Genomic DNA, 25,346 nt, shown 5'->3' with positions numbered 1-25,346 from the left:
TTCTCTCAAGCCCCTCTATCAGGCTCGCGAAGGGCGCATATAAGCACCGTTTCTTCGCCTTTGGAACACCTCGTATGCGTACCCCATGGGAAGCAGGAAAAGAATCTAGATTGTGCCCCAACAATAGAAAAAATGAGCATTATTTTCTGCTCACAACATTATTAACGACGGCATTTTTTTATTGATCGCCCGCTCTGGGAAACGAGCCGGTGAGGCCTCGCCGCCGGAGGTCCGCCTGCCCTCCAGGCATGACGCGGGAGGCCGTCGAGGAGTGGATTTCGACGGCAAATCTTTCCCGCCCTGCCGCAGGGGCAAGGCTTGCACGGTCGCAGATAGAGGCAATACATAGATGGTGGGCGGGATTTCCCGGAAAATCCGAACCGGCGTGGAGGACGCTTCTTGCGGAAGCGGGCGCCCAGACCGAAGGCGACAGGGAGAGACAGGTGGCAAAAGCAGCCAAGACGACAGGCCGGGCAAAAGCAAAAGCCAAGGCCGCTGAAAGCGATGCGCCCGAGGCTGCCAAGGCTGCCGCCGCGCCGAAGGTGAAGACGGCCGCGAAGGCAGCTCCCGCCAAAGCGGCAAAGCCGGCCGCCGCCAAACGCGCGGCGCCAAAGGCCAAGGCGGCAGCCGCGAAAGCAGCGGCCACGAAGCCGGCCACCGCCAAGCCTGCCTCGAAGGGCTTGCCGAAGGCAATCACCGAACTCACGGTCGGCCTGCCGGAAAAGCCGTGGCTGAAAAGCTATCCGAAGAACATGCCGGCGGAGATCGGCGCCCTACCCTACAAGTCCATCGGCGAGTTCCTGGTCGGCGCCTGCAAGCAATTCGCCGGGCAGCCGGCCTTCGTGTGCATGGGCAAGTCGATCACCTATACGGAGCTCGAGCGGCTGTCGGCCGCGTTCGGCGCCTACCTGCAGGCAAGAGGCCTGGAAAAGGGCGCGCGCGTGGCGCTGATGATGCCGAACGTGCTTCAATATCCGGTGGCGATGATGGCGGTGCTCCGCGCCGGCTACACGGTGGTGAATATCAACCCGCTCTACACGCCGCGCGAACTGGAACATCAGTTGAAGGATTCCGGCGCGCAGGCGATCGTCATCCTGGAAAACTTCGCCGGCACGCTGCAGGCGGTCATCGCCAGGACGCCTGTGAAGCATGTCATCGTCGCGTCGATGGGCGACATGCTGGGCGGCCTCAAGGGCGCCATCGTCAACCTCGTCGTGCGGCGGGTGAAGAAGATGGTTCCGGCATGGTCGCTGCCCGGCCATGTCAAGTTCAACGCCGTGCTCAAGACCGGCGGGTCCATCGCCTTCAAGCCGCCGACGGTGTCCGGCGACGACATCGCCTTCCTGCAATATACGGGCGGCACCACCGGCGTCTCGAAGGGTGCTGTGCTGCTGCATCGCAACGTGCTGTCGAACGTCGCGCAGAATTCGCTGTGGGTGGAGGACGCCTATACGGTGAAGCCCAAGCCGGCGCATCTCAACTTCATCTGCGCGCTGCCGCTCTATCATATCTTCGCGCTGACGGTGAATGCGCTGATGGGCATGCAGCAGGGGGCGCAGAACGTGCTGATCCCCAACCCGCGCGACATTCCGGGCTTCGTCAAGGAACTGGCGAAATACCCGATGCACATCTTCCCCGGCCTAAACACGCTGTTCAACGCGCTGCTCAACAATGAGGAGTTCCGCAAGCTGGACTTCAAGCCGCTGATCCTGACGCTGGGCGGCGGGATGGCGGTGCAGAAAGGCGTCGCTGAACGCTGGAAGGCGCTGACAGGCTGCCCGGTGAGCGAAGGGTACGGGCTCTCCGAAACATCGCCCGTGGCGACCGCCAACAAGTTCAGCTCCAGCGACTTCACCGGCACGATCGGGTTGCCGCTGCCTTCGACCGAGATCGCCATCCGCGACGATGACGGCAACAACGTGCCGCTCGGCGAGGTGGGCGAGATATGCATCCGCGGCCCGCAGGTGATGGCCGGCTACTGGAACCGGCCCGACGAGACCGCCAAGGTGATGACCAAGGACGGCTTCTTCAAATCCGGCGACATGGGCTTCATGGACGAGCGCGGCTACACCAAGATCGTCGACCGCAAGAAGGACATGATCCTCGTCTCCGGCTTCAACGTCTATCCCAACGAACTGGAAGAGGTGGTGGCGCATCACCCCGGCGTGCTGGAAGCAGCAGCGGTCGGCGTGCCGGACGAGCATTCCGGCGAAGTGCCGAAATTGTTCGTGGTCAGGAAGGATCCGGCGCTGACCGTCGAGGCGCTGATGGCTTATTGCCGCGAGAACCTGACCGGCTACAAGCGGCCGAGATACATCGAGTTCCGCACCGAGCTGCCGAAGACGCCGGTCGGCAAGATCCTGCGTCGCGCGCTGCGGGACCAGGCTTGAGCGATAGCACGGCCAGCCTGAGGCGAGAGCCGGCGAAGGTGCTCGATCCGGCGGAGTTCATCAAGGCGAATATGCGGCTGGCGCCGGTGCCGGCGCTGCCAGAGGTCCGGCTCTATCAGGCGCATCCGGGCAGCGGCCTGCGGCGGCTGCTCGAACCGGATGACGGTGACGAAGGCGGGGCAGAGCCGCAGCCGCCCTACTGGGCCTATGCCTGGGCCGGCGGCGCGGTGCTGGCGCGCTATGTGCTGGACCGTCCGTCGATCGTGGCCGGCAAGCGGGTGCTCGACCTCGGTGCCGGCTCGGGGCTGGTCGGCATCGCCGCGGCAAAAGCCGGAGCGCGCGCGGTGACCGCGGCGGAGGTAGACCGCAATGGTGTGGCGGCGCTCCGCCTCAACGCGGAAGCCAATGGCGTCGCCATCCAGATATGCGAGGGGGATGTCACCAACGGTCCGCCGCCGGCGGTCGAGCTGGTGCTCGCCGGCGATGTCTTCTATGCGCAGGATGTGGGGCAGCGGATGATGCCGTTCCTTGACCGCTGCCTGACCGCCGGCATCGACGTGCTGGTCGGCGACCCCGGTCGCGCCTGGCTGCCCCGACCGCGGCTTTGCCTGCTCGGCGAATACCAGGTGCCGGATGTCGGCGGAAACGGCGGCGGCGAGCCGAAGCCAAGCGCGGTGTTCGCGCTTGTGGCCGAACCCGGTTAGCCCGCAGGCACGCTCATCCGCGCCGCAAGAAAATCCGGCAGGTCGGCGACCGAGTCCAGGATGACATCGGCCATCGGCGCCAGCGAGTCGCGCGTGCCTGTGCCGGAAAGCACGCCCACCGCCAGGCCGCAGCCGCCGGCGCGCGCCATCTCCAGGTCATGGCGATTGTCGCCGACCATGGCGATCTCGCCCGGCTTCAGCCCGGTCAGATCGCAAAAGGCAATGACGGTGTCCGGCGCCGGCTTCGGGTTGGCCACGGCATCATAACCGAAGGCGGCGTCGAAGAGCTGTGCGATACCGAGCGTGGCGAGTGTCTTCTCGGCGCCGCTGGTGGAATCATTGGTGGCGACGCCCATGCGGTAGGATCGCGTGTGCAGCGCCCGCAGTGAATCGAGAACGCCGGGAAGCGCCACCGCCATCGACGAGCCCTGCACCGAGGTGATCTCGTTGAAGCGGGAAACGGCATGCATCTGGTCCTCGTCGGACAGACGCGGGAACCAGAGTTCGACGACGTCCATGTTCGAGCCCGAGGCAAAGATCGAGTCGGGCTTGAAGCGCTTGCTGACGAAGTCGAAGCCGGCGGCGGCGAGCAGGCGATCGGCCTTCCAGCGATCGCCTTCGGCGGCATCCATCGCCATGAAGTCCGCGACACCGAGCCAGGTTGCATTAAAGTCGACAAGCGTGCCGTCCTTGTCGAACAATATTCCCTTGATATCCGCCAATCCTTTTACTCCTTGCCGCGCAGTTGGTGGATATGAGCCACCAGTCCGGCAGTCGAGGCGTCGCGGTTTGCGGCAGTCTCCTTGCCCTCAACGACAGGCAGCAGGCCCGTCGCCAGTTCCTTGCCGAGTTCGACGCCCCATTGGTCGAAGGAATTGATGTTGAAGAGCGTGCCCTCGACGAAGACGCGATGCTCATAGAGCGCGATTATGCGGCCCAATGTGCGCGGATCGAGCTTGCGGTAGAGAATGGTGAGCGAGGGGCGGTTGCCCGAAAAGACGCGATGCGGCGCGATCCTGTCGACATCGGCCGGTTTCATGCCCTTGGCCAGCATCTGCGCGCGCGCTTCTTCCAGCGTGCGGCCCTTCATGAAGGCCTCCGACTGCGCCAGGCAGTTGGCGAGCAGGAGATCGTGCTGGTGCTTCAGTTCGGGCTCATGGCCGACGGCAGCGGCAAGGAATTCGACCGGGATGAAGTCGGTGCCCTGATGCAGAAGCTGGAAGAAGGCGTGCTGGCCGTTGGTGCCGGGCTCGCCCCAGACCAGCGGGCCGGTCGGCGTGGCGACCGCGGTGCCGTCCAGCGTGACGCTCTTGCCGTTCGATTCCATGTCGAGCTGCTGCAGATAGGCCGGCAGGCGCGACAGGCGCTGGTCGTAAGGGATGACGGCGCGGGCCGGATATTTGCAGACGACCCGGTGCCACCAGCCGATCAGTCCCAGAAGCACCGGCAGGTTCTTTTGCAGGGGTGCTGCGCGGAAATGTTCGTCCATCTCATGCGCGCCGTCGAGGAAGGCGCGGAAGTTGCGCGGGCCGACGGCGATCATCACCGGCAGGCCGATGGCGCTCCAGACCGAGTAGCGGCCGCCGACCCAGTCCCAGAAGCCGAAGACGCGGTCCTGCTCGATGCCGAACTTCGCCACCAGATCGAGGGCGGTCGAAACGGCGGCGAAATGCTTGCCGACCGCCTCCTTGCCAAGCGCCTTCTGCACCCAATCGCGCGCCGTCTCAGCATTCGTCATCGTCTCGACTGTGGTGAAAGTCTTGGAGGCGACGATGAACAGCGTCGTTTCCGCGGACAGGCCCTTCAGCGTGTCGTGGATATGGGCGCCGTCGACATTGGAAACGTAGTGCGCGCGCGGCCCGTCATGGTAGGGCGCCAGCGCCAGCGTCACCATCGCCGGGCCAAGATCCGAGCCGCCAATGCCGATGTTGACGATGTCGGTGATCTTCTTGCCGGTGGCGCCCGCAGCCTTGCCGGAGCGGATGGCGTCGGCGAAAGCGCCCATCGCGTCGAGCACGGCAATCACATCGGCCTTGGTGTCCTGGCCGTCGACCACGACGCTCTTGCCGGTCAGGTTGCGCAGCGCGGTGTGCAGAACGGCGCGGTTCTCGGTGATGTTGATCTTCTTGCCTTCGAACATGGCGGCGCGGCGTCCCGCGAGATCGGCGGCGTCCGCGAGCTTCTCCAGCATCGTCATGGTATTTGGGTCGACCGCGCATTTCGACCAGTCGAGCAGCAGGTCGCCGTCGGTGGCAGAGAACGTCTCGAAGCGCTTGGGATCGGCCGCGAACGCCTCGCGCATCGTACCCCTGGCCGCCGCGCGCTGATCGCGCAGGGCGGCAAGTTGCTTGTCGAAAGATGACTGATCCACTGGCGGGCTCCTGGCGGGTTTTTAGATTTATCTTAACAGGCCGGATGTTTCCGGCGCATGTCGTCGCGTGATTTTCGCATCATTCTATTGAGCCGATTTCCATTTCATTCAAGCGCGGCATTGCCGCAGTGCATCACGCTTTTATGATGCACTGCAGCATTGTTTTTACCGATCGCTAAATGAACCGCTTACGCGGCCAATAGATCACTGGCATAAATCCCAGCGATCAGAAAAATTGATTGGCGCAACCCCTTATGCCACCCATACACTCCACTGGTCCAGCCAAGTGAAAACAGCTGGCCATCCGAGGAAGATTCCCCATGCCACAGCGCAATGACACGGCCATATGGTCCGGCCTCTTCCGGATTTCGGCTGAATCCGGTCAAACCCTCCAGGCGCAGATCCGCCAAGCGATCGTCGCGGCCATTCTCGACCGACAGATCGCCGCTTCGATGCCTCTGCCGTCTTGCCGGATTCTCGCGGAAAAACTTGGGGTTGCCCGCGGCACGGTGGTGCTCGCCTTCCAGCAACTGGTCGACCAGGGTTTTCTCGTGGCGCGCGAACGGCGCGGCCATTTCGTCAACCCTGACGTGCTGGCCACTCCCGCCAAGCCGCACCAGAAGGCGCCCGACCAGCAGAACGAGATCGACTGGAAGGCGCGCAGACAGATTGCCGCAAGCGACATGCCGCCGCCGGCCAAGCACGACAACTGGATCAAGTCCTCCTACCCGTTCGTCTACGGCCAGTTCGACCCGGCGCTGTTCCCGACCGCCGAATGGCGCGAGTGCAACCGCATGGCGCTGGCCGTGCTGGAGATCCGCAACTGGGCGTCCGACATGGTGGACCGCGACGATCCGCTGCTGATCGAGCAGATCCAGGCCAGGCTGCTGCCGCGCCGCGGCATCTTCGCCAATCCCGACGAGATCATTGTGACGCTGGGGGCGCAGAACGCGCTCTACATGCTCGCCTCGCTCTTGATGACCAAGGGCTCGAAAGTGGCGATGGAGGATCCGGGCTATCCGGATGCACGCTCGATCTTCCGGCTGGCCGGCGCCGATATCCAGCCGGTGCCGGTCGACCAGCAGGGCATCGTCACCTCGTCGATCCCAAGCGATTCGGGCTTCGTCTTCGTCACGCCGAGCCACCATTGCCCGACCATGGTGCCCTTGTCGGCGGAACGCCGGCAGGATCTTCTGGCGCGCGCCAACCGCAACAACCAGATCATCATCGAGGACGGCTATGACAGCCAGCTGCTCGACGAGGCGCCGCAGCAGGCGCTGAAGAGCCTCGACCGCTCGGGCCGCGTCATCTATGTCGGCTCGATGTCGAAGACGCTGGCTCCGGGCCTCAGGCTTGGCTACATCGTGGCCTCGGCGGAGCTGATCGCCGAGCTTCGCGCGCTGCGCCGCTTCATGCTCAGGCACCCGCCGGCGAACAACCAGCGCGCTGTCGCGCTGTTCCTGTCGCTCGGCCATCACGAGGCGCTGGTGCGCAGGCTCTCGGCCGCCTTCGACGAGCGGCGCAAGCGTCTGGTCCATGCGATTTCCGCTTTCCTGCCAGAATGGCGCTCGACCGACTCGGCGGGCGGCACATCGCTCTGGCTGGAAGGACCGCGCGGCACCGATTCCCGCGGCCTGGCCGAAGCCGCCGCTTCGCGAAGCGTCATCATCGAGCCCGGCGACCGGTTCTTCGACCGCAGCGAAAAGCCTTCGCGTTTCATGCGCTTGGGCATCTCCTCGATCTCGCTGCAGCATATCGAGCCCGGCATCCGCGAGCTCGCCACCGCTGCCGGCCGCAGGCCCGCGGCCGCCTGATCCCCACGGACTTTCCAAAAAGAGCCGGCAGCCGCCGGCTCTTTTTGTTTGGGCGCATGCTCGCCGCTTTAGCACTCTGGCATATTCGACGGGATTGCTTGGCTCATAGGCTGCACCAATGCCGGCGGCATAGTCGGGGCCATAAGGGGACGAGGCAGGCCGATGGTGGACCAACCGCCGCGGACCGCGTCGCAAATAAAGACAAAAGGTGGAGTGCTTCCATGTCAGTGGCTCTCGAGAAGCAGGAAGCGTCGTCGGACCAGCGTTCGCGGCGTTCCGGCGGGCGCGAAGCGCGCCGCGCGATGCGGGCGGCGCCCTTGGCCGACGACATCCGTCCGGTGCGGCCGGGGCTTGAAGGCGGCAGCTACGGGCCATTGAGCCAGAACGACCAGGAACGCATCCACGAAGCGGTGCTGACGCTTCTGGAGACGGTCGGCTTCGCCAATGCCATCCCGTCCTGCATCGAAGCGTTGACCCGGGTCGGCGGCATTTATGGCGATGACGGTCGCATCCGGCTGCCGCGCGCGCTGGTGCTGGACACGATCAAAAGGGCGGCGCGCAACTTCACCCTCTACGGCCAGGATTCGAAGCACGACATGCTGATCCAGGGCAAACGCGTGCATTACGGCACGGCGGGCGCGGCGGTGCATCTGGTCGATGTCGAGAAGCGCGAATATCGCGAATCACTGCTGCAGGACCTCTATGACGCCGCCCGTCTCGTCGACGGACTGGACAACATCCATTTCTTCCAGCGCACCATGGTGCCGCGCGACATTCCCGACCCGCTCGATATGGATTTCAACACGCTCTATGCCTGCGTGATGGGGACATCCAAGCATGTCGGCACCTCGTTCACCGTGCGCGAGAACGTCAAGCCGGCGCTGGAGATGCTCTATGCGATCGCCGGCGGCGAGGAGAATTTCCGGGCACGGCCGTTCGTGTCGAACTCGAACTGCTTCGTCGTGCCGCCGATGAAGTTCGCCGAGGACGCCTGCGGCGTGCTCGAAGCCTGCGTCGAGGGCGGCATTCCGATCCTGCTTCTGTCGGCCGGCCAGGCCGGCGCCACCGCGCCAGCGGCGATTGCCGGCGCCGTGGTCCAGGCGGTGGCGGAAGTGCTGATGGGCCTGGTCTATGTCAACGCGATCAAGCCTGGACATCCGGCGATCTTCGGTACCTGGCCGTTCGTCTCCGACCTCAGGACAGGCGCCATGTCCGGCGGCTCGGCCGAGCAGGCGGTGCTGACCGCGGCCTGCGCGCAGATGGCGCAATATTACGACCTGCCCGGCGGCTCGGCCGCCGGCATGTCGGACTCCAAGCTGCCCGACATCCAGGCCGGCTACGAGAAGGGCATCACCAACGTCATGGCGGGGCTGTCCGGCCTCAACCTCGTCTATGAATCGGCCGGCATGCATGCCTCGCTGCTCGGCTTCTGCCTCGAAAGCCTGATCATCGACAACGACATGCTGGGACATTGCCTGCGCTGCGTGCGCGGCATCGAGGTGACCGACGACGCGCTGTCGATCGACACCATCGCCGAGGTCTGCCTCAAGGGCCCCGGGCATTATCTCGGCAACGACCAGACGCTGAAGCTGATGCAGACCGAGTATTTCTATCCGGCCGTCGGCGACCGTTTCTCGCCCAAGGAATGGAACGAAAAGGGTCGGCCCGACATCCTGTCGCGGGCGATCGCGGAGAAAAAGCGCGTGCTTGCGGAGCGTTTCCCGCGCCATATCCCGCGCCTGCTCGACGACAAATTGCGCGCCCGCTTTGGCGAGATGATCAAGCTGCCGCGCAGCGGCATGGGCGGCTAGGAGACATTGATATTCAGGTGAGGCCGGCCTGCAAATGGCGGTCTCCTGCGCTTCCGGTGCTCACGTACGAAAAGTACGCTCCGCTCCGGTTCTCGGAGACCACCTTGTTTGGTCGCTTCGCGCCCGTCTTCGACTCCGACTCGGCCTGACCTGAATCTCAACGTCTCCCAGCTGCCAGTCAATCGGCCCTCAACTCGTAGCGTTCAACCACTTCTGGATTGATCAGCTTGGCGTGCAGCGTCATCAGCACGATCTGCGCGTCGAAACTGTCGCCGGCCTCGAGCGCCGCCTCGATGCGGCGCTCGACCGCCAAGGTCGGTTCACGGCCATTGGCCTGCTCGAACACGTCCAGCCCGGCGACGCAATAGCCGCAAAGCTGCGCCACCGAGGTATAGGAGTCGGCCGGCGGCTCGTCCGGCCAGCGGTCGTGCATCAGATTGACGATGGTGAGTTTCACGCCTTCCGGCACCAGGGCAGGATGCAGGTCGGCCTTGCGCAACGCCTCATCCAGCTGTCGCAGGTCGCCAGAGCGGCCGAACATGCCGAGGAAGCCCAGGGAAGAACGCCGTTTCGCCACGATGATCCCCCCTTCGCGGCCTGCCGATCGACCTTATCTGTGGGCTGAGCGTGACCGAGACAAGGGGGCACGAAAAAGGACAGCCCGCCGTCGGCGAGCCGTCCTCGTGATTTGGTCGACTAACAAGATCAGTGATTGTCGCGCGGCACGCCGCTGGTGTGGGCGACGTCCTGATACTTCACCGCCGGCTTCAGCACCATGCCGGCCGAGAATTGGTCGACCATGCCGCGCTGGATCTCCTGCCACGGCGTCTGGTGCTTGGGATAGTGATAGCCGCCATTGCCTTCCAGCGCGGCGCGCCGCTTGGCGATCTCCTCGTCGCTGACGAGAATGTTGGCCGTGCCCTTCTTCAGGTCGATGCGGACGCGGTCGCCGGTCTTGAGCAGGGCGAGGCCGCCGCCGATCGCGGCTTCCGGTGAGGCGTTGAGGATCGACGGCGAGCCGGACGTGCCGGACTGGCGACCGTCGCCGATGCAGGCCAACGAATGGATGCCTTTCTTGATCAGGTAGGCCGGCGGCTGCATGTTGACCACCTCGGCGCCGCCCGGATAACCGACCGGACCGGCGCCGCGCATGAACAGGATCGTGTGCTCGTCGATGCCCTGCGCCGGATCGTCGATGCGGGCGTGGTAGTCCTCCGGCCCGTCAAAAACCATGGCGTTGCCCTCGAAGGCCTCGGGGTCGTTCGGATTGGAGAGATAACGCTCACGGAACTCCGGCGAGATGCCGCTCGTCTTCATGATGGCGGAATCGAACAGATTGCCCTTGAGATTGATGAAGCCGGCATTGGCCTTGAGCGGCTGGTCGGCGCTGCGGATGACCTCGTGGTTCTCGTTGACGGCATCCCGGCAATTGTCGCCCATCGACTTGCCGTTGACGGTGATCGCATCCGGATGCGGCAGGAGCCCCGCCTTCATCAGTTCGGCGACGACCGCCGGCACGCCGCCGGCGTGGTGATAGTCCTCGCCGAGATATTCGCCGGTCGGCTGCAGGTTGACGAGCAGCGGCACGTTGAGGCCGATCTTCTGCCAGTCGTCATTGTCGAGCGGCACGCCCAGATGGCGCGCGATCGCGTTGAGGTGGATCGGCGCATTGGTGGAGCCGCCGATCGCCGAATTGACGACGATGGCATTCTCGAAGGCCTGGCGCGTCATGATGTCGGAGGGCTTCAGGTCCTCATGCACCATGTCGACGATGCGCTTGCCGGTCTCGTAGGCGATCTGGCCGCGCTCGCGATAGGGCGCCGGGATGGCCGCCGAGCCTGGAAGCTGCATGCCGAGCGCCTCGGCCAGCGAGTTCATCGTGGTGGCGGTGCCCATGGTGTTGCAATAGCCGGTCGACGGCGCCGAGGAGGCGACGATGTCCATGAACTCGTCATAGTTGATCTCGCCGGCAGACAGGCGCTGGCGCGATTCCCAGACGATGGTGCCCGAGCCGGTGCGCTTGCCCTTGTGCCAGCCATTGAGCATCGGGCCGACCGACAGCGCGATCGCCGGAATGTTCACGGTGGCCGCCGCCATCAGCAGCGCCGGCGTGGTCTTGTCGCAGCCGATGGTGAGCACGACGCCGTCGAGCGGATAACCGTAGAGCACCTCGACGAGGCTGAGATAGGCGAGGTTGCGGTCGAGCGCGGCGGTCGGGCGCTTGCCGGTCTCCTGGATCGGATGGCACGGGAACTCGAAGGGGATGCCGCCCATCGAGACGATGCCTTCGCGCACGCGCTTGGCAAGCTCGAGGTGGTGGCGGTTGCAGGGCGAAAGATCGGACCCGGTCTGCGCGATGCCGATCAGCGGCTTGCCCGACATCAGCTCGGCGCGCGTCAGGCCGTAGTTCAGATAGCGCTCGAGATAGAGCGCCGTCATGCCTGGATTGTCGGGGTTGTCGAACCACTCCTGCGAGCGAAATTTCTTCTTCCTGGTGGGGGCGCCTGCCATGGTGGTCTCCGTATTTGTATGACAAATCGATAGGACAACGCGCGAGCGCAAGCAAGAGGCAGACGCAGCCGGGACCCGGACTTTGGTGCGATAGACTTGTTAGAGGCCGCGCGCTACGACCAATCGATAACAGCAATCCGGGAGGGTTTGATGGCTTTGGTGATCGAAGGCGAGGAGCGGATCGCCGCACCCGTCAAAAAAGTGTGGGAAGCCCTCAACGACCCGGAGATCCTGAAGGAAGCCATTCCGGGCTGCCAGAGCCTCGAGAAGAATTCGGACACCGAGATGGCGGCGACCGTGGTGCTGAAGATCGGGCCGATCAAGGCGACCTTCAACGGCGAAGTGACGCTGAAGAACCTCAAGCCGCCGCATTCCTACACCATCCAGGGCGAAGGCAAGGGCGGCATTGCCGGTTTCGCCAAGGGTGGCGCCGACGTGACGCTGACCGAGGACGGGCCAGACGCGACAGTCCTAAAATACGCCGCCAAGGCCGAAGTCGGCGGCAAGATCGCGCAGCTCGGCAGCCGGCTGATCCAGTCGACATCGAAGAAGCTCGCGGGGCAGTTCTTCTCGACGTTCGGCGAGAAGGTCGGCGCCTAGCGCCAACCGAGCAGGACTATTCGAACACGATGCTCGGCACGGCGGCTTCGGCCGCGCCGCGCTCTTGCTGGACCCGATCCCAGACCTTTGAGGCGATGTCGCGATAGATTTTCGCCTCGGCGCCCTCGGGCTTGGAGGCGACGACCGGGGCCCCGGCGTCCGAGCTTTCACGAATTCCCATTTCCAGCGGCACCTCGCCAAGGAAGGTGACGCCGAGGCGCTCGGCTTCGCGCCGCGCGCCGCCATGGCCGAAAATGTCGTAGCGCTTGCCGGTATCGGGCGCGAGGAAGTAGCTCATGTTCTCGACGATGCCGAGCAGCGGCACGTCGACCTTCTTGAACATGTTGAGGCCCTTGCGGGCGTCGATCAGCGCCAGGTCCTGCGGCGTCGAGACGATGACGGCGCCCGCGAGCGGCACCTGCTGGGCCATGGTGAGCTGGGCGTCGCCGGTGCCGGGCGGCATATCGACCACCAGCACGTCGAGCGGACCCCATTCGACCTCGCGCAGCATTTGCGTCAGCGCCGACATCACCATCGGGCCGCGCCAGATCATCGGCGTCTCCTCATCGACGAGGAAGCCCATCGACATCACCTTGAGGCCGTAATTCTGCATCGGCTTCAGGATCTTGCCGTCGACGGTCTGCGGCCGGCCGTGGATGTTGAGCAGCCTGGGCATCGACGGCCCGTAAATGTCGGCGTCGAGCACGCCGACCTTCAGCCCGTAGGCCGCAAGGCCAAGTGCCAGGTTGACCGCGGTGGTCGACTTGCCGACGCCGCCCTTGCCGGAAGCGACCGCGATGATGGCGTCGATGCCGGGCACCCCGCGCCTGCCCTGGCTGTGCGAAGCTGACGCCTGTGGCGCGGGACGCTGTGAGGGCTGCGGGGTTGCGGGCCTCGGCGCTGCCGGGCGCGCCGGAACGGGCGCTTCCATGCCGCCGCCCTTCTTCTCGGCCGTCAGCGCGACGACGGCGCTGGCGACGCCAGGGATGGCCTTCACCGCGCGCTCGGCCGCGGCGCGCAGCGGCTCCAGCTCCTGGGCGCGCGCGGCGGGAACGGTGATCGAGAAGAACACTTTGGAATCGGCGATGAAGATCTCCGAGACCATGCCGAGGTCGACGATGTTGCCGGTGAAGTCCGGTCCGTTCACCGTCTTCAGGCGCTCGACGACGGATTCCTTGGTAACGGTCATGATCTCTTTCCCGGGGTGTTTGCCGGGTCAGATAATGCAGTCGCGGGCGAGAACCAAGCTTCGGAGCGACATATGCGGCGACATGCCTTCAAAAACTTGCACGCGCCTGTCGGGTTTCGCGAGCGCCCTTCGTCTTCCAGACAGATGCATCCGACTGCAGTCGCCGGAAGACGGCGCAACCCTATCTTCCCGGTTTCTGGCGCGGCGGCCAAAACGGAACACCCACAAAGAAAGGAGAAATCCATGCTCGCAAACAGCAACGCCACTGCCAATCTCGCGGTGAAAGACCTGGAAAAGGCCAAGGCTTTCTACGAGGGTACGCTCGGCCTCAAACAGGTCGACGACATGGGCGGCGAGCTCGTCGTCTACAAGAGCGGGGACACGCTCATCAACGTCTACCATTCGCAATTCGCCGGCACCAATAAGGCGACGGCCGTAACCTGGGCAGTCGGCGACCAGATCGAGCCGATCGTCGAATCGCTGAAATCGAAGGGCGTCACTTTCGAGCACTATGAAATGCCCGGGCTGACGCTGGAGGGCGACATCCATGTCGGCCAAGGCATGAAGGTCGCCTGGTTCAAGGATCCCGACGGCAACATCCTGAACCTGGTGAGCGAATCGTGACACGGCGGCGATCTCGGCCGCATCATGCGGCCAGTCGCGTCGCGAGATAGGTCAACGCCGAGATCGCGGCCGTTGCCGGCAAGGTGATCACCCAGGCGACGACAATGTTGCCGGCAATGCCCCAGCGCACGGCGGAGACGCGGCGGGCGGCGCCCACGCCGATAATGGCGCCGGTGATGGTGTGAGTGGTCGAGACCGGAACACCGAGCCAGGTGGCGGCGAACAGCGTTATGGCGCCGCCGGTCTCGGCGCAAAAACCCTGCATTGGGTTCAGCCGCGTGATCTTCGATCCCATCGTGTGCACGATGCGCCAGCCGCCGAGCAGCGTGCCCAGCGCCAGCGCCGACTGGCAGGTGAGGACCACCCACAGCGGCACGTAGAAGCTCTGGCCGAGCATGCCTTGCGAATAGAGCAGCACGGCGATAATGCCCATGGTCTTCTGCGCGTCGTTGCCGCCATGTCCCAGCGAATAAAGCGAGGCGGAAAAGAACTGTAGCACGCGAAACGTGTTGTCGACGGCGAACGGCGTCTGGCGCACGAACAGCCAGGAGACGACGAGAACCAGGACGAGCGCCAGCACGAATCCGGTCGCCGGCGAGAGCACGATCGCCGCGACCGTCTTGCCGAGCCCCGACCAGACGATGGCGCCGGTTCCGGCCTTGGCGACGCCGGCGCCGACCAGCCCGCCGATCAGCGCATGCGAGCTGCTCGACGGAATGCCGGCGACCCAGGTGACGATGTTCCAGACGATGGCGCCGACAAGTGCCGAGAAGATCACCGCCGGCGTGACGATGCTGGCGTCGACAATGCCTTTCCCCACCGTCTCGGCGACATGCAGGCCGAAGAACAGGAAAGCGATGAAATTGAAGAAAGCCGCCCAGAACACCGCGTAATGCGGCCTGAGCACACGCGTGGAGACGATGGTGGCGATCGAATTCGCGGCATCGTGCAGGCCGTTGAGGAAATCGAAGAACAGGGCCACGGCGACGAGGCCGATCAGCAGCGGGAAAGCGATCGTGGCGTCCATCGCCTAAACGTTCTCGATCACGATGCCGCTGATCTCGTTGGCGACGTCCTCGAAGCGGTCGACCACCTTTTCCAGCTGGCTATAGATTTCCGAACCGATCAGGTAAGCCATCGGGTCGCTGCCGCCATGATGCCTGAACAGATCCTTGAGGCCCTGCTCGTGCAGGTCGTCGGCGCGGCCTTCGACGCGCATGACCTCCTCGGCGATGGCGTTGAGGCGCGCTGCGTTGGCGCCGACCTTGCCGAGCAGCGGGATCGCCTCCGCGACGAGCCGGGCAGCCTGGACGATGACGCCGCCCATTTCCCGCATCAGCGGATCGAACTCCTTCACCTCGAACAGTTTCACCGTCTTGACAGTCTTGTGCATCATGTCGATGGCGTCATCCATCGACTGGATCAAATCCTTGATGTCGCCGCGATCGAAGGGGGTGATGAAGGAGCGCCTGACCGCAAGCAGGACCTCGGCGGTGATGCCGTCGGCCTCGTTTTCGAGATCGACGATCTTCTGGCACCAGCGGTCGATGTCGTTGCCGCCGAGAAGCTGCTGAAGGGCTTCGGCACCGCCGACCACGGTGCGCGAATGCCGCTCGAACAGATCGAAGAAGCGATCCTCGCGCGGCAACAGCTTGCGAAACCAGCCCAGCATGTCGTCCTCCTCAATCCGCCCTACCCCCACATAGCGCCATGTGCGGCGTGGGAAAACAGATAGCCGGCTCAAAAATGTGGACGAGGTCCGATTGCGCGCGCGTCTTGCGAAGCTATGCGATTTCCCCGACCTTGGGCTAAACCGCGTTGGATTGGATCGCATGATCGACAAACTGGAGTTCTTCCTGGCGCTGGCCAAGGAAGAGCATTTCGGCCGGGCGGCGGAGGTGTGCGGCGTCACCCAGCCGACTTTGTCGGCCGGCATCAAGCAGCTCGAGGAGCAGCTCGGCGTCATGCTGGTGCTGCGCGGCTCCCGCTTCCAAGGGCTGACGCCGGAAGGCAGGCAGGTGTTGGGCTGGGCGCGACGCATCGTCGGCGACACAAGGACGATGCGCGAAGAAATGCGGGCGGCGCGCCACGGCCTTGCCGGCCGTATCCGCATCGCCGCCGTTCCCACGGCGCTGGCCATGGTGGCGCGGCTGACGACGCCGTTTCGCGAAAAGCATCCGGGCGTAACCTTCTCCATCCTGTCGCGGACCTCGATCGAGGTGCTGTCGCTGCTCGGCAATTTCGACGTCGATGCCGGCATCACCTATCTCGACAACGAGCCGCTCGGGCGCGTCATCAGCGTGCCGCTCTATGACGAGCGCTACCAACTCATCACCGCGATCGGGAACCCCTATTCCGATCGCGACAAAGTGACGTGGGCCGAGATCAGCCAGCTGCCGCTCTGCCTGCTGACGCCGGACATGCAGAACCGGCGCATCATCGACCAGCATCTGGCGGAGGCCGGCGTGCAGGTGCGGCCGACGCTGGAATCCAACTCGATGATCGTGCTGTTCTCGCATATCCGTACAGGCAAATGGTCGTCGATCATGCCGCTCAACCTCGCGGAAACATTCGGCTTTTCCGAGCCGATCCGGGCCATTCCGATCGTCGAGCCGGACGCCAGTCACACGGTCGGTCTGGTGGCCGCGCCGCGCGAGCCGCACACGCCGCTGGTGCAGGCGCTGCTGGACGAGGCGATGGCGCTGGCAGACGATTTCCGTCGTCATCGCTAGGTTAGAGAATGCGAGCCGCCGCTTTTTGATAGAAAATTTCTATCGATCGACGGGAGCGCTTTATTGATTTCGGAGGTTTCCTCTGATTTCGTAAGGACTTAGCGATATTGCGCCCTATGCATGTCGTTGCCCCGAAACCGCTCTATATCCAGGGGTGACATACATTGGCCGCCACGACCAGGGAGGGCGCTGCGTGACCATGCAGGCCGCAAGTACCGAGATCGCGTCGCGCACGGCGGCGATCATTGACGAGATGAAGGGCCTCGAAGGCCCGCTGCTGCCGATCCTGCACAGCATACAGGACGAGTTCGGATACGTTCCGAAGGACGCGCTGCCGGTGATCGCCGATGGGCTGAACCTTTCCCGCGCCGAAGTGCATGGCGTGGTCAGCTTCTATCACGATTTCCGCGCCAAGCCCGCCGGACGGCATGTGCTCAAGCTCTGCCAGGCGGAAGCCTGCCAGTCGATGGGGTCGGATGCGGTCGCGGCCAAGGTCAAGCAGCTGCTCGGCATCGATTTCCACGAGACCACGCGCGACGGATCGGTTACACTGGAGCCGGTCTACTGCCTCGGGCTTTGCGCCTGCTCGCCGTCGGCGATGCTCGACGGCGAAGTCATCGGCCGGCTCGATGACGAGAAGATCGGAGAGATCGTCGCGGAGGTGCGTTCATGATCCCGCGCATCTATATCCCTGCAGATTCCGGTGCGCTGGCCCTCGGCGGCGAAAAGGTCGCCAGGGCGATAGAGAAAGAGCTCAAGGAGCGCGGCGTCGAGGCCAAGATCGTGCGCAACGGCTCGCGCGGCGCCTATTTCCTCGAACCAATGGTCGAAGTGGCGACCGACAAGGGCCGCGTCGCCTACGGGCCGGTCAAGCCATCCGACGTCAAGAGCCTGTTCGACAGCGGTTTTCTCACCGGCGGTCACCACAAGCGCTGGCTGGGCGCGCCCGACAAGATTCCCTTCTTCGCCAAGCAGACGCGGCTGACCTTCGCGCGCTGCGGCATCAACGACCCGCTGTCGCTCGACGCCTATAAGTCGCTGGGCGGCCTGAGCGGCCTGCAGAACGCCGTCGCCATGGCGCCGGCCGATGTCGTCAGCCAAGTTACCGAGTCCGGCCTTCGCGGCCGCGGCGGCGCCGGCTTCCCGACCGGCATCAAGTGGAAGACGGTGCTGGATACGGCGGGCGACCAGAAATACATCGTCTGCAATGCCGACGAAGGCGACAGCGCCACCTTCGCCGACCGCATGATCATGGAAGGCGATCCCTTCGTGCTGATCGAAGGCATGGCGATCGCCGGCATCGCCACCGGCGCGACCAAGGGTTTCGTCTATATCCGCTCGGAATATCCGCATGCGGTGGCGACGATGAACAAGGCCGTCGCGATCGCCCGCAAGGCCGGCGTGCTGGGCCTCAACGTGCTGGGCTCGCCCAACGCCTTCGACATGGAGATCCGCGTCGGCGCCGGCGCCTATGTCTGCGGCGAGGAAACCTCGCTGCTCAACAGCCTCGAAGGCAAGCGCGGCGTGGTGCGCGCCAAGCCGCCGCTGCCGGCCATTCAAGGCTTGTTCGGCAAGCCGACGGTGATCAACAACGTGATCAGCCTGGCCTCGGTGCCTGTAATCATGGATAAGGGCGCGGCCTACTACAAGGATTTCGGCATGGGCCGCTCGCGCGGCACGATCCCGATCCAGATCGCCGGCAACGTTAAGCATGGTGGCCTGTTCGAGACGGCCTTCGGCCTGACGCTCGGCGAAATCGTCGACGAGATCGGCGGCGGCACGGCTTCCGGTCGCCCGGTGAAGGCGGTGCAGGTCGGCGGACCGCTCGGCGCCTATTTCCCGCGCGCTCTGTTCGACACGCCCTTCGACTATGAGGAATTCGCCAAGCGCGACGGCCTGATCGGCCATGCCGGCATCACCGTGTTCGATGACACGGCCGACATGCTGAAGCAGGCGCGCTTCGCCATGGAATTCTGCGCCATCGAAAGCTGCGGCAAGTGTACGCCCTGCCGCATCGGCTCGACGCGCGGCGTGGAGGTTCTGGACAAGGTCGCGGCCGGAATCGAGGCGGAGAAGAACCTCGCTCTGGTTACCGACCTCTGCAACACGATGAAGTTCGGATCGCTCTGCGCGCTGGGCGGCTTCACGCCCTACCCGGTGATGAGCTCGATCACGCATTTCCCCGAGGATTTCAAGCCCGCGCCGGCGCGCGTGGCGGCTGAATAGGAGCTGGCAGATGAACATCAAGGCCGACTTCCCGACACTCATCCAGGAGATCGACTACGGAACGCCGGAGTCGAAAGCCACCAAGCAGGTCACCCTGACCGTCGATGGGCAGAGCATCACCGTGCCGGAAGGCACCTCGATCATGCGCGCGGCTATGGAAGGCGGGGTCGAGATCCCGAAGCTCTGCGCCACCGACATGCTGGATTCCTTCGGCTCCTGCCGCATCTGCCTAGTCGAGATCGAAGGGCGCGGCGGCACGCCCGCCTCCTGCACGACGCCGGTCGGCGAAGGCATGGTGGTGCGCACGCAGTCGGACCGGCTCGACGCCATCCGCCGCGGCGTCATGGAACTCTATGTCTCCGACCATCCGACCGGCTGGCACGAGAAGGCCGGTACCGGCGCCAGCGAATTCGACGCGGTGGCGAAGTCCGTTGGCCTCACCGAGAACCGTTACGGCACAGAAGGCCGCAACCACGTCAAGGAAGAAGGCGGCGTGGCGCCCGGCCATGGCTCGTTGGCGGTGGACTATATCGCTCGCGACGAATCCAACCCCTATTTCACCTACGACCCGGCGCAGTGCATCGTCTGCTCGCGCTGCGTGCGCGCCTGCGAAGAGGTGCAGGGCACCTTCGCGCTGACCATCGAGGGCCGCGGCTTCGAGTCACGCATGGTCGCCGGCATGCATGAGAATTTCATCGCTTCGGAATGCGTGTCCTGCGGCGCTTGCGTGCAGGCCTGCCCGACCGATGCGCTGCGCGAGAAGACGGTGCTGGAAAAAGGCATGCCGGAGCGCTCGGCTGTCACCACCTGCGCCTATTGCGGCGTCGGCTGCTCCTTCAAGGCCGAGGTCAAGGATGACGAGGTCATCCGCATGATGCCCTACAAGGACGGCAAGGCGAACCACGGCCATAGCTGCGTCAAGGGCCGCTTCGCCTATGGCTATGCCACGCACAAGGACCGCATCCTGTCGCCGATGATCCGCGAGAAGATCTCCGATCCATGGCGCGAAGTGACATGGGAAGAGGCGATCGCCCATACGGCGAAGGAATTCCGCCGCATCCAGTATCAGTACGGACGCACCGCGATCGGCGGCATCACCTCCTCGCGCTGCACCAACGAGGAGACCTATCTCGTCCAGAAGCTGGTGCGCCAGGGCTTCCGCAACAACAATGTCGACACCTGCGCCCGTGTCTGCCATTCGCCGACCGGCTATGGCCTCGGCCAGACCTACGGCACCTCGGCAGGCACGCAGGATTTCGATTCGGTCGAATACACCGACGTCGCCGTCATCATCGGCGCCAATCCGGCGTCCGCCCATCCGGTCTTCGCCTCGCGGCTAAAGAAGCGGCTGCGCCAGGGCGCCAAGCTGATCGTGCTCGATCCGCGCCGCACCGAGATGGTCAAGTCGGCGCATATCGAGGCCGACTATCACCTCCCGCTGAAGCCCGGCACCAATGTGGCGGTGCTGACGGCGCTGGCGCATGTCATCGTCACCGAGGGCCTCTACAACGAAGCCTTCGTGCGCGAGCGCTGCGACTGGGCGGAGTTCCAGGACTGGGCGTCCTTCGTTGCGCTCCCGGAAAACAGCCCGGAGACGGTCGGCAAGCTGTCGGGCGTCGACCCCGAACTGATCCGCGGCGCGGCGCGCATGTACGCCAAGGGCGGCAACGGCGCGATCTATTACGGCCTCGGCGTCACCGAGCACAGCCAGGGCTCGACCACGGTGATGGCGATCGCCAACCTCGCCATGGCTACCGGCAATATCGGCCGTCCGGGCGTCGGCGTGAATCCGCTACGCGGCCAGAACAATGTGCAGGGCTCCTGCGACATGGGCTCCTTCCCGCATGAACTGCCGGGCTACCGCCACATCTCGGGCGAAGCGGTGCGCGACATCTATGAGAGTCTGTGGGGCGTGAAGCTCGACGACGAGCCGGGCCTGCGCATCCCCAACATGCTGGATGCCGCCGTCGACGGCTCGTTCAAGGGCATCTACATCCAGGGCGAGGACATCCTGCAGTCCGATCCCGACACCAAACACGTGGCCGGCGGCCTCGCCGCGATGGAATGCGTGGTCGTGCACGACCTCTTCCTCAACGAGACGGCGAACTACGCGCATGTCTTCCTGCCGGGCTCGACCTTCCTCGAGAAGGACGGCACCTTCACCAATGCAGAGCGCCGCATCAACATGGTGCGCAAGGTGATCGAGCCGAAGGCGCGCTATGCCGACTGGGAAGCGACGCAGGAGCTTGCCCGCGCCATCGGGCTCGACTGGAACTATACCCATCCGTCTGAGATCATGGACGAGATCGCCAAGACGACGCCGAGCTTCGCCGGCGTCTCGTTCGAGCTGCTCGACCGCGTCGGCTCGGTGCAGTGGCCCTGCAACGAGAAGGCGCCGCTCGGCACGCCGATCATGCATGTCGACGGCTTCGTGCGCGGCAAGGGCAAGTTCATCCGCACCGAATATGTGGCGACGGACGAGCGCACCGGCCCGCGCTATCCGCTGCTGCTTACCACCGGCCGCATCCTGTCGCAGTACAATGTCGGCGCGCAGACCAGGCGCACCGAGAACGTCGCGTGGCATGCCGAGGACCGGCTGGAGATCCATCCGCATGACGCCGAAGTCCGCGGCGTGCGCGAAGGCGACTGGGTGCGGCTGGCCAGCCGCTCCGGCGAAACCACGCTGCGCGCGCTGATCACCGACCGCGTCTCGCCGGGCGTCGTCTACACGACCTTCCACCACCCGGACACGCAGGCCAATGTGATCACCACCGACTTCTCGGACTGGGCGACCAACTGTCCGGAATACAAGGTCACCGCCGTGCAGGTGGCGCCGTCGAACGGTCCGACCGACTGGCAGAAGGACTATAACGAACAAGCGCGCCAGAGCCGCCGCATCGCCCCGCTGGAAGCGGCGGAGTAGTCCTTGGGCGCGCGCCGCAAAGCGACGACGCAAATTACGCGGCTCGCGCATCGCGCCGGCGGGACCGCGGCCGCGAACCGCATGGTGCCGGAAGAGACGCCGGTGGCGTTCTCCTTTGCCGGCACCACGCATGCGGTGATGATGGCGAGCCCCGCGGATTTCGAGGATTTCGCGCTCGGCTTCTCGCTGACCGAGGGCATCATCGCCGACCCCAAAGAGATCGAGGCGATCGAGGTCGAGGATCTCGGCGCCGGCATCGACATCCAGATCCGGCTGAAGGACCAGGCCAACACACGCTTCCAGGCAAGGCGTCGGCGGCTGGCTGGGCCGGTCGGCTGCGGCTTGTGCGGTATCGAATCCATCGAGGAAGCGATGCGCTCGGTCGACGCAGTTGGTGCGTCACGACTTACGCTTCAAGCGGAAGATATAACGAGCGCCGTCCGCCTGCTGTCGAAGCAGCAGCCGTTGCATTCGGAGACCGGCGCGGTGCATGCCGCGGGCTTCTACGTCCCCAGCAAGGGCATCGTGATGGCGCGCGAGGATGTCGGCCGCCACAACGCGCTGGACAAGCTCGCCGGCGCGCTGGCCAAAGTCGGCATCGATGGCGCGAGCGGCGCTGTCGTGGTGACCTCGCGCGTCTCGGTTGAGATGGTGCAGAAGACGGCCGCCATCGGCGCTTCGATCATCATGGCGGTTTCGGCGCCGACGGCGCTTGCCATCCGCACGGCGGATGCCGCCGGCATGACGCTGGTGGCGCTGGTGCGCGGCGACGATTTCGATATTTTCACCCACCCCGAACGGGTGGCTTCCGGAGTTGCCAAGCATGTCGCATGACGAAGACCACATCGCCAGCACCAGGGAAAAGCTGGTGCGCATGGCCAACCAGATCGCCACCTTCTTCCATTCGAAGCCGCGCGAAGAAGGCATTGCCGGGCTGGCCGAGCATATCAACAAATTCTGGGAGCCCAGGATGCGGCGGCAGTTCTTCGAACTGCTCGACGGCGACGCGGAGGATTTCGACGAACTGGTGATCGCCGCCTCGGCCAAGATCAAGCGGCCGATCTCCCCTGCGGAGGCCGACAGGAAGCTTGGACTCACAGCCTTTCCGGCCGATATCGCGGCTTCGCAAAAATAGCCGCGACGACCGAACGACCTTATATTTCTTTCCGCTAAAGTTTAAGCTGCCGCTATCGGCGCGGCTCTGCTATGGTCGGCGACAGGAAATCGTCTGGCCGGCGGGGTAGTTTGCGTGAGGCCGATCGAGACCAGATACGCCCGTAGCGGGGATGTGCGGATCGCCTATCAGGTGGTCGGCCAAGGTTCGTTCGATCTGGTCTTCGTGCCGGGCTTCATCTCCAATCTCGACCTGCAATGGGAAGACGAAGGTTACAGCCGTCTCTTGAAGCGGCTTTCCGCCTTCTCGCGGTTGATCCTGTTCGACAAACGCGGCACCGGGCTGTCCGACCGCGTCGATCCCCATCGCCTGCCAACTCTCGAAACCCGCATGGACGACGTGCGCGCCGTCATGGACGCCACCGGCAGCGGCCGCGCGGCGATCCTGGGTGCGTCGGAAGGCGCGCCTATGGCAATGCTGTTCGCCGCCACCTATCCGGAGCGGACGCGCGCGCTGGTGCTTTACGGCGGCTATGCGCATTTCCACAAATGGGTGATGCCGCCGGAACGGCTGGAGGCCTTCATCGAGGCGGCGGGGACGTCCTGGGGCACCGGCGCCACATTGCCCAATTTCGCGCCGGGCCGGGTCGACGATACCCACTTCACCCACTGGTGGGCCCGGTTCGAGCGGCTGTCGGCCAGCCCGACGGCCGCGGCCGCGCTTGCCCGCATGAATGCCGGCATAGACGTGCGCGACATGCTCGGGACGATCAACGTGCCGACATACCTGATCCATCGCCGCAACGACGCCCGTGTCGACCCCGACGCCAGCCGCTTCCTGGCCAGGAAGATCCCCGGCGCCCGCCTGGTCGAGATTTCGGGGCGCGACCACCCGATCTGGACTGGCGACGTCGATCGCGTGGCCGACCTGATCGAGGAATTCCTGACCGGAGAACCGGCGGTAGCCGATGTGGAACGGGTGCTCGCAGCGCTGCTGGTGACGCGCATCTACGACACTGCGCGGCTTGGCGACCGCTTGTGGAGCGAACGCAGCCTGCGCTTCCAGGAGAACTGGCGCACGCTGGTGGGACGTCATGGCGGCCGCATCGCCGGAACGCATGGCGAGCTGATGATCGCGCGTTTCGACGGCCCGGCGCGTGCCGTACGCTGCGCGGCGCTGCTGCGCGAGGCGGCGCAGGAGATCGGCGTGGCGAGCGCGCAAGGGGTGCATGTCGGCGAGGTCGAGATGCGCGGGCCACCGGCGGGGCTGACAGCGCGTGTGGCCATGCAGCTTGCCGCCCATGCCGAGCGGGGCAACATCCTCTGCTCAAGGCTGGTGGCCGAGCTGGCGGCGGGCTCCGGGCTGCATTTCATCGATGCCGGGCGTATCAGCCTCGACGAATTGGACGAGCCGCTGGCGCTGGTGCAGGTGACCGCCGAACAGCACCTGGAGCCGGCCTGCCGCCCCAAGCCCAAGCCGGCCGAACCGGCAACGCTGACGGCTCGCGAGAGCGAGGTGGTGAGCCTGATTGCCGACGGCAAGAGCAATGCCGCGATCGCCGCCGAACTCGACCTCAGCGAGCACACGGTCAAGCGGCACGTCGCCAACATATTGCTCAAGCTCGACCTGCCGTCGCGGGCGGCTGCGGCGGCCTTCTCGGCCAGGCACGCTGGCCCGGACGGGCCATGAGAGCCATGGCGCTTTCGGGCGAAGCGGTCGGGACGGCGTAAGAGGTATCAATTCTCCCCATGCAGGCAGCCAGGAAGGCACTGCGAATGGAGGATGAAATGCTGAAACTCAATCGCAAGATCGGATTGCTGGCATTTGCCGCGGGCGCATTGCTGGCCGTCACCCCGGGGCGGGCCGAAGACGCTTCGGCGACCGCCGCCTACAAGGACATCCAGGCCACGCTCGGCACGGTGCCGGATATGTTCAAGACGCTGCCGGATGTCGCGGTGGCCGGCGCCTGGGCCGAGATCAAGGGCGTGCAGCTCAATCCGAATACCGCCCTCAACGGCAAGACCAAGGAACTGATGGGCCTCGCGGTCGCCTCGCAGATCCCCTGCCAGTACTGCATCTATTTCCACACGCTGGCGGCCAAGGCGAATGGCGCGAGCGACGAGGAGATCAAGGAGGCCATCGCGATGGCGGCGATCGTGCGCCACTGGTCGACGATGCTCAACGGCAGCCAGGTAGACCTCGCCACATTCAAGAAGCAGACCGACGACCTGTTCGCGGCAGTCAAGGCCAAGTCGCAGTGAGGAGCTCCCTGCCCGGCGATGTTCGCTGGGCAGGGCTTCGCCCATATATCGCCTGAAGAACGGGCACATGGAGGAT

General features: G+C 64.8%; 21 protein-coding genes. 14 read left to right on the top strand and 7 right to left on the bottom strand.

The window, feature by feature from the left end; translation table 11 throughout:
• Positions 1 to 443 precede the first annotated feature (443 nt).
• Entirely contained in the window at positions 444 to 2,390 is a 1,947-nt protein-coding gene (locus tag E5X34_RS00210) for a long-chain fatty acid--CoA ligase (RefSeq protein ID WP_292559492.1), read from the top strand.
• A gap of 71 nt (positions 2,391 to 2,461) precedes the next feature.
• Positions 2,462 to 3,094 (top strand): 50S ribosomal protein L11 methyltransferase, encoded by a 633-nt coding sequence (locus tag E5X34_RS00205; protein ID WP_292560713.1) that lies wholly within the window; start codon positions 2,462 to 2,464, stop codon positions 3,092 to 3,094.
• Here the strand turns inward: E5X34_RS00205 and E5X34_RS00200 are convergent.
• A complete protein-coding gene (locus tag E5X34_RS00200) occupies positions 3,091 to 3,816 on the bottom strand; it encodes an HAD family hydrolase (RefSeq protein WP_292330150.1) in 726 nt (241 codons plus the stop codon). The genes E5X34_RS00205 and E5X34_RS00200 overlap by 4 nt on opposite strands.
• A 5-nt stretch (positions 3,817 to 3,821) precedes the next feature.
• On the bottom strand, positions 3,822 to 5,465 hold the full coding sequence (gene pgi / locus E5X34_RS00195; RefSeq protein WP_292559488.1) for a glucose-6-phosphate isomerase: 1,644 nt from the start codon (positions 5,463 to 5,465) through the stop codon (positions 3,822 to 3,824).
• A 320-nt stretch (positions 5,466 to 5,785) separates the two neighbouring features.
• Here pgi and E5X34_RS00190 point away from each other — a divergent pair, with 320 nt between their 5' ends.
• Both E5X34_RS00190 and E5X34_RS00185 read left to right on the top strand, forming a co-directional pair.
• Positions 5,786 to 7,279 (top strand): PLP-dependent aminotransferase family protein, encoded by a 1,494-nt coding sequence (locus tag E5X34_RS00190; RefSeq protein WP_292559487.1) that lies wholly within the window; start codon positions 5,786 to 5,788, stop codon positions 7,277 to 7,279.
• A gap of 221 nt (positions 7,280 to 7,500) precedes the next feature.
• Positions 7,501 to 9,090, top strand: a complete 1,590-nt coding sequence (locus tag E5X34_RS00185) for a trimethylamine methyltransferase family protein (RefSeq protein WP_292559484.1) — start codon at positions 7,501 to 7,503, stop codon at positions 9,088 to 9,090.
• Positions 9,091 to 9,268: 178 nt separating this feature from the next.
• Here the strand turns inward: E5X34_RS00185 and E5X34_RS00180 are convergent, their stop codons facing one another.
• Positions 9,269 to 9,667, bottom strand: coding sequence for a hypothetical protein (locus E5X34_RS00180; protein WP_292559482.1), 399 nt, complete (start codon positions 9,665 to 9,667; stop codon positions 9,269 to 9,271).
• Between the two features lie 128 nt (positions 9,668 to 9,795).
• Complete coding sequence (locus E5X34_RS00175) at positions 9,796 to 11,601, bottom strand: IlvD/Edd family dehydratase (RefSeq protein WP_292559479.1); 1,806 nt, start codon at positions 11,599 to 11,601, stop codon at positions 9,796 to 9,798.
• A gap of 150 nt (positions 11,602 to 11,751) precedes the next feature.
• On the opposite strand from E5X34_RS00175, the gene E5X34_RS00170 reads away from it, so the two are divergent.
• Positions 11,752 to 12,201 carry a carbon monoxide dehydrogenase subunit G gene (locus tag E5X34_RS00170; protein WP_042647051.1) on the top strand — a complete coding sequence of 150 codons (450 nt, stop codon included), beginning with the start codon at positions 11,752 to 11,754 and terminating at the stop codon, positions 12,199 to 12,201.
• Positions 12,202 to 12,217: 16 nt separating this feature from the next.
• On the opposite strand, the gene E5X34_RS00165 is transcribed toward E5X34_RS00170, so the two are convergent.
• A complete protein-coding gene (locus E5X34_RS00165) occupies positions 12,218 to 13,390 on the bottom strand; it encodes an Mrp/NBP35 family ATP-binding protein (protein WP_292559477.1) in 1,173 nt (390 codons plus the stop codon).
• A gap of 243 nt (positions 13,391 to 13,633) precedes the next feature.
• On the opposite strand from E5X34_RS00165, the gene E5X34_RS00160 reads away from it, so the two are divergent.
• Positions 13,634 to 14,014: a VOC family protein gene (locus E5X34_RS00160; RefSeq protein ID WP_292559474.1), complete on the top strand. Its 381-nt coding sequence runs from the start codon at positions 13,634 to 13,636 to the stop codon at positions 14,012 to 14,014.
• Between the two features lie 22 nt (positions 14,015 to 14,036).
• On the opposite strand, the gene E5X34_RS00155 is transcribed toward E5X34_RS00160, so the two are convergent.
• Positions 14,037 to 15,041 (bottom strand): inorganic phosphate transporter, encoded by a 1,005-nt coding sequence (locus tag E5X34_RS00155; RefSeq protein ID WP_292559471.1) that lies wholly within the window; start codon positions 15,039 to 15,041, stop codon positions 14,037 to 14,039.
• 3 nt (positions 15,042 to 15,044) lie between these two features.
• Positions 15,045 to 15,686, bottom strand: coding sequence for a DUF47 domain-containing protein (locus tag E5X34_RS00150; protein WP_292559468.1), 642 nt, complete (start codon positions 15,684 to 15,686; stop codon positions 15,045 to 15,047).
• A gap of 160 nt (positions 15,687 to 15,846) precedes the next feature.
• Here E5X34_RS00150 and E5X34_RS00145 point away from each other — a divergent pair, with 160 nt between their 5' ends.
• The 8 genes from E5X34_RS00145 to E5X34_RS00110 all read left to right on the top strand — a co-directional run bounded on the left by E5X34_RS00145 (position 15,847) and on the right by E5X34_RS00110 (position 25,270).
• Positions 15,847 to 16,746, top strand: coding sequence for a LysR family transcriptional regulator (locus tag E5X34_RS00145; RefSeq protein WP_126062944.1), 900 nt, complete (start codon positions 15,847 to 15,849; stop codon positions 16,744 to 16,746).
• Between the two features lie 193 nt (positions 16,747 to 16,939).
• On the top strand, positions 16,940 to 17,419 hold the full coding sequence (locus E5X34_RS00140; RefSeq protein ID WP_292559465.1) for a formate dehydrogenase subunit gamma: 480 nt from the start codon (positions 16,940 to 16,942) through the stop codon (positions 17,417 to 17,419).
• Complete coding sequence (locus E5X34_RS00135) at positions 17,416 to 18,972, top strand: NADH-quinone oxidoreductase subunit NuoF (RefSeq protein WP_292559462.1); 1,557 nt, start codon at positions 17,416 to 17,418, stop codon at positions 18,970 to 18,972. Before E5X34_RS00140 ends, E5X34_RS00135 begins: the two co-directional genes overlap by 4 nt.
• 10 nt (positions 18,973 to 18,982) lie before the next feature.
• Complete coding sequence (fdhF, locus tag E5X34_RS00130) at positions 18,983 to 21,895, top strand: formate dehydrogenase subunit alpha (protein WP_292559459.1); 2,913 nt, start codon at positions 18,983 to 18,985, stop codon at positions 21,893 to 21,895.
• A gap of 3 nt (positions 21,896 to 21,898) precedes the next feature.
• A complete protein-coding gene (gene fdhD, locus E5X34_RS00125; protein WP_292559454.1) occupies positions 21,899 to 22,729 on the top strand; it encodes a formate dehydrogenase accessory sulfurtransferase FdhD in 831 nt (276 codons plus the stop codon).
• Positions 22,719 to 23,030, top strand: a complete 312-nt coding sequence (locus E5X34_RS00120; protein WP_292559451.1) for a formate dehydrogenase subunit delta — start codon at positions 22,719 to 22,721, stop codon at positions 23,028 to 23,030. Before fdhD ends, E5X34_RS00120 begins: the two co-directional genes overlap by 11 nt.
• Positions 23,031 to 23,144: 114 nt before the next feature.
• A complete protein-coding gene (locus tag E5X34_RS00115; RefSeq protein WP_292559448.1) occupies positions 23,145 to 24,698 on the top strand; it encodes an alpha/beta fold hydrolase in 1,554 nt (517 codons plus the stop codon).
• 98 nt (positions 24,699 to 24,796) lie between these two features.
• The gene (locus tag E5X34_RS00110) at positions 24,797 to 25,270 is read left to right on the top strand and encodes a carboxymuconolactone decarboxylase family protein (protein ID WP_292559446.1); all 474 of its coding nucleotides are present in this window, start codon (positions 24,797 to 24,799) and stop codon (positions 25,268 to 25,270) included.
• The last annotated feature ends 76 nt before the right edge of the window (positions 25,271 to 25,346 follow it).

Source organism: Mesorhizobium sp., assembly GCF_004963255.1.
Lineage (GTDB): Bacteria > Pseudomonadota > Alphaproteobacteria > Rhizobiales > Rhizobiaceae > Mesorhizobium.
The sequence above is the reverse complement of the archived record's forward strand: the minus strand, read 5'-3'. Positions and strand labels throughout refer to the sequence as shown.

Bases quoted from the DNA above. Each gene is read 5' to 3' on its own strand.
- E5X34_RS00150 (WP_292559468.1), bottom strand. From the start codon at position 15,686: ATGCTGGGCTGGTTTCGCAAGCTGTTGCCGCGCGAGGATCGCTTCTTC.
- fdhF (WP_292559459.1), top strand. From the start codon at position 18,983: ATGAACATCAAGGCCGACTTCCCGACACTCATCCAGGAGATCGACTAC.
- E5X34_RS00165 (WP_292559477.1), bottom strand. From the start codon at position 13,390: ATGACCGTTACCAAGGAATCCGTCGTCGAGCGCCTGAAGACGGTGAAC.
- E5X34_RS00160 (WP_292559474.1), top strand. From the start codon at position 13,634: ATGCTCGCAAACAGCAACGCCACTGCCAATCTCGCGGTGAAAGACCTG.
- E5X34_RS00135 (WP_292559462.1), top strand. From the start codon at position 17,416: ATGATCCCGCGCATCTATATCCCTGCAGATTCCGGTGCGCTGGCCCTC.
- E5X34_RS00170 (WP_042647051.1), top strand. From the start codon at position 11,752: ATGGCTTTGGTGATCGAAGGCGAGGAGCGGATCGCCGCACCCGTCAAA.
- E5X34_RS00155 (WP_292559471.1), bottom strand. From the start codon at position 15,041: ATGGACGCCACGATCGCTTTCCCGCTGCTGATCGGCCTCGTCGCCGTG.
- E5X34_RS00190 (WP_292559487.1), top strand. From the start codon at position 5,786: ATGCCACAGCGCAATGACACGGCCATATGGTCCGGCCTCTTCCGGATT.
- E5X34_RS00110 (WP_292559446.1), top strand. From the start codon at position 24,797: ATGCTGAAACTCAATCGCAAGATCGGATTGCTGGCATTTGCCGCGGGC.
- E5X34_RS00185 (WP_292559484.1), top strand. From the start codon at position 7,501: ATGTCAGTGGCTCTCGAGAAGCAGGAAGCGTCGTCGGACCAGCGTTCG.
- E5X34_RS00120 (WP_292559451.1), top strand. From the start codon at position 22,719: ATGTCGCATGACGAAGACCACATCGCCAGCACCAGGGAAAAGCTGGTG.
- E5X34_RS00145 (WP_126062944.1), top strand. From the start codon at position 15,847: ATGATCGACAAACTGGAGTTCTTCCTGGCGCTGGCCAAGGAAGAGCAT.
- E5X34_RS00175 (WP_292559479.1), bottom strand. From the start codon at position 11,601: ATGGCAGGCGCCCCCACCAGGAAGAAGAAATTTCGCTCGCAGGAGTGG.
- E5X34_RS00205 (WP_292560713.1), top strand. From the start codon at position 2,462: ATGCGGCTGGCGCCGGTGCCGGCGCTGCCAGAGGTCCGGCTCTATCAG.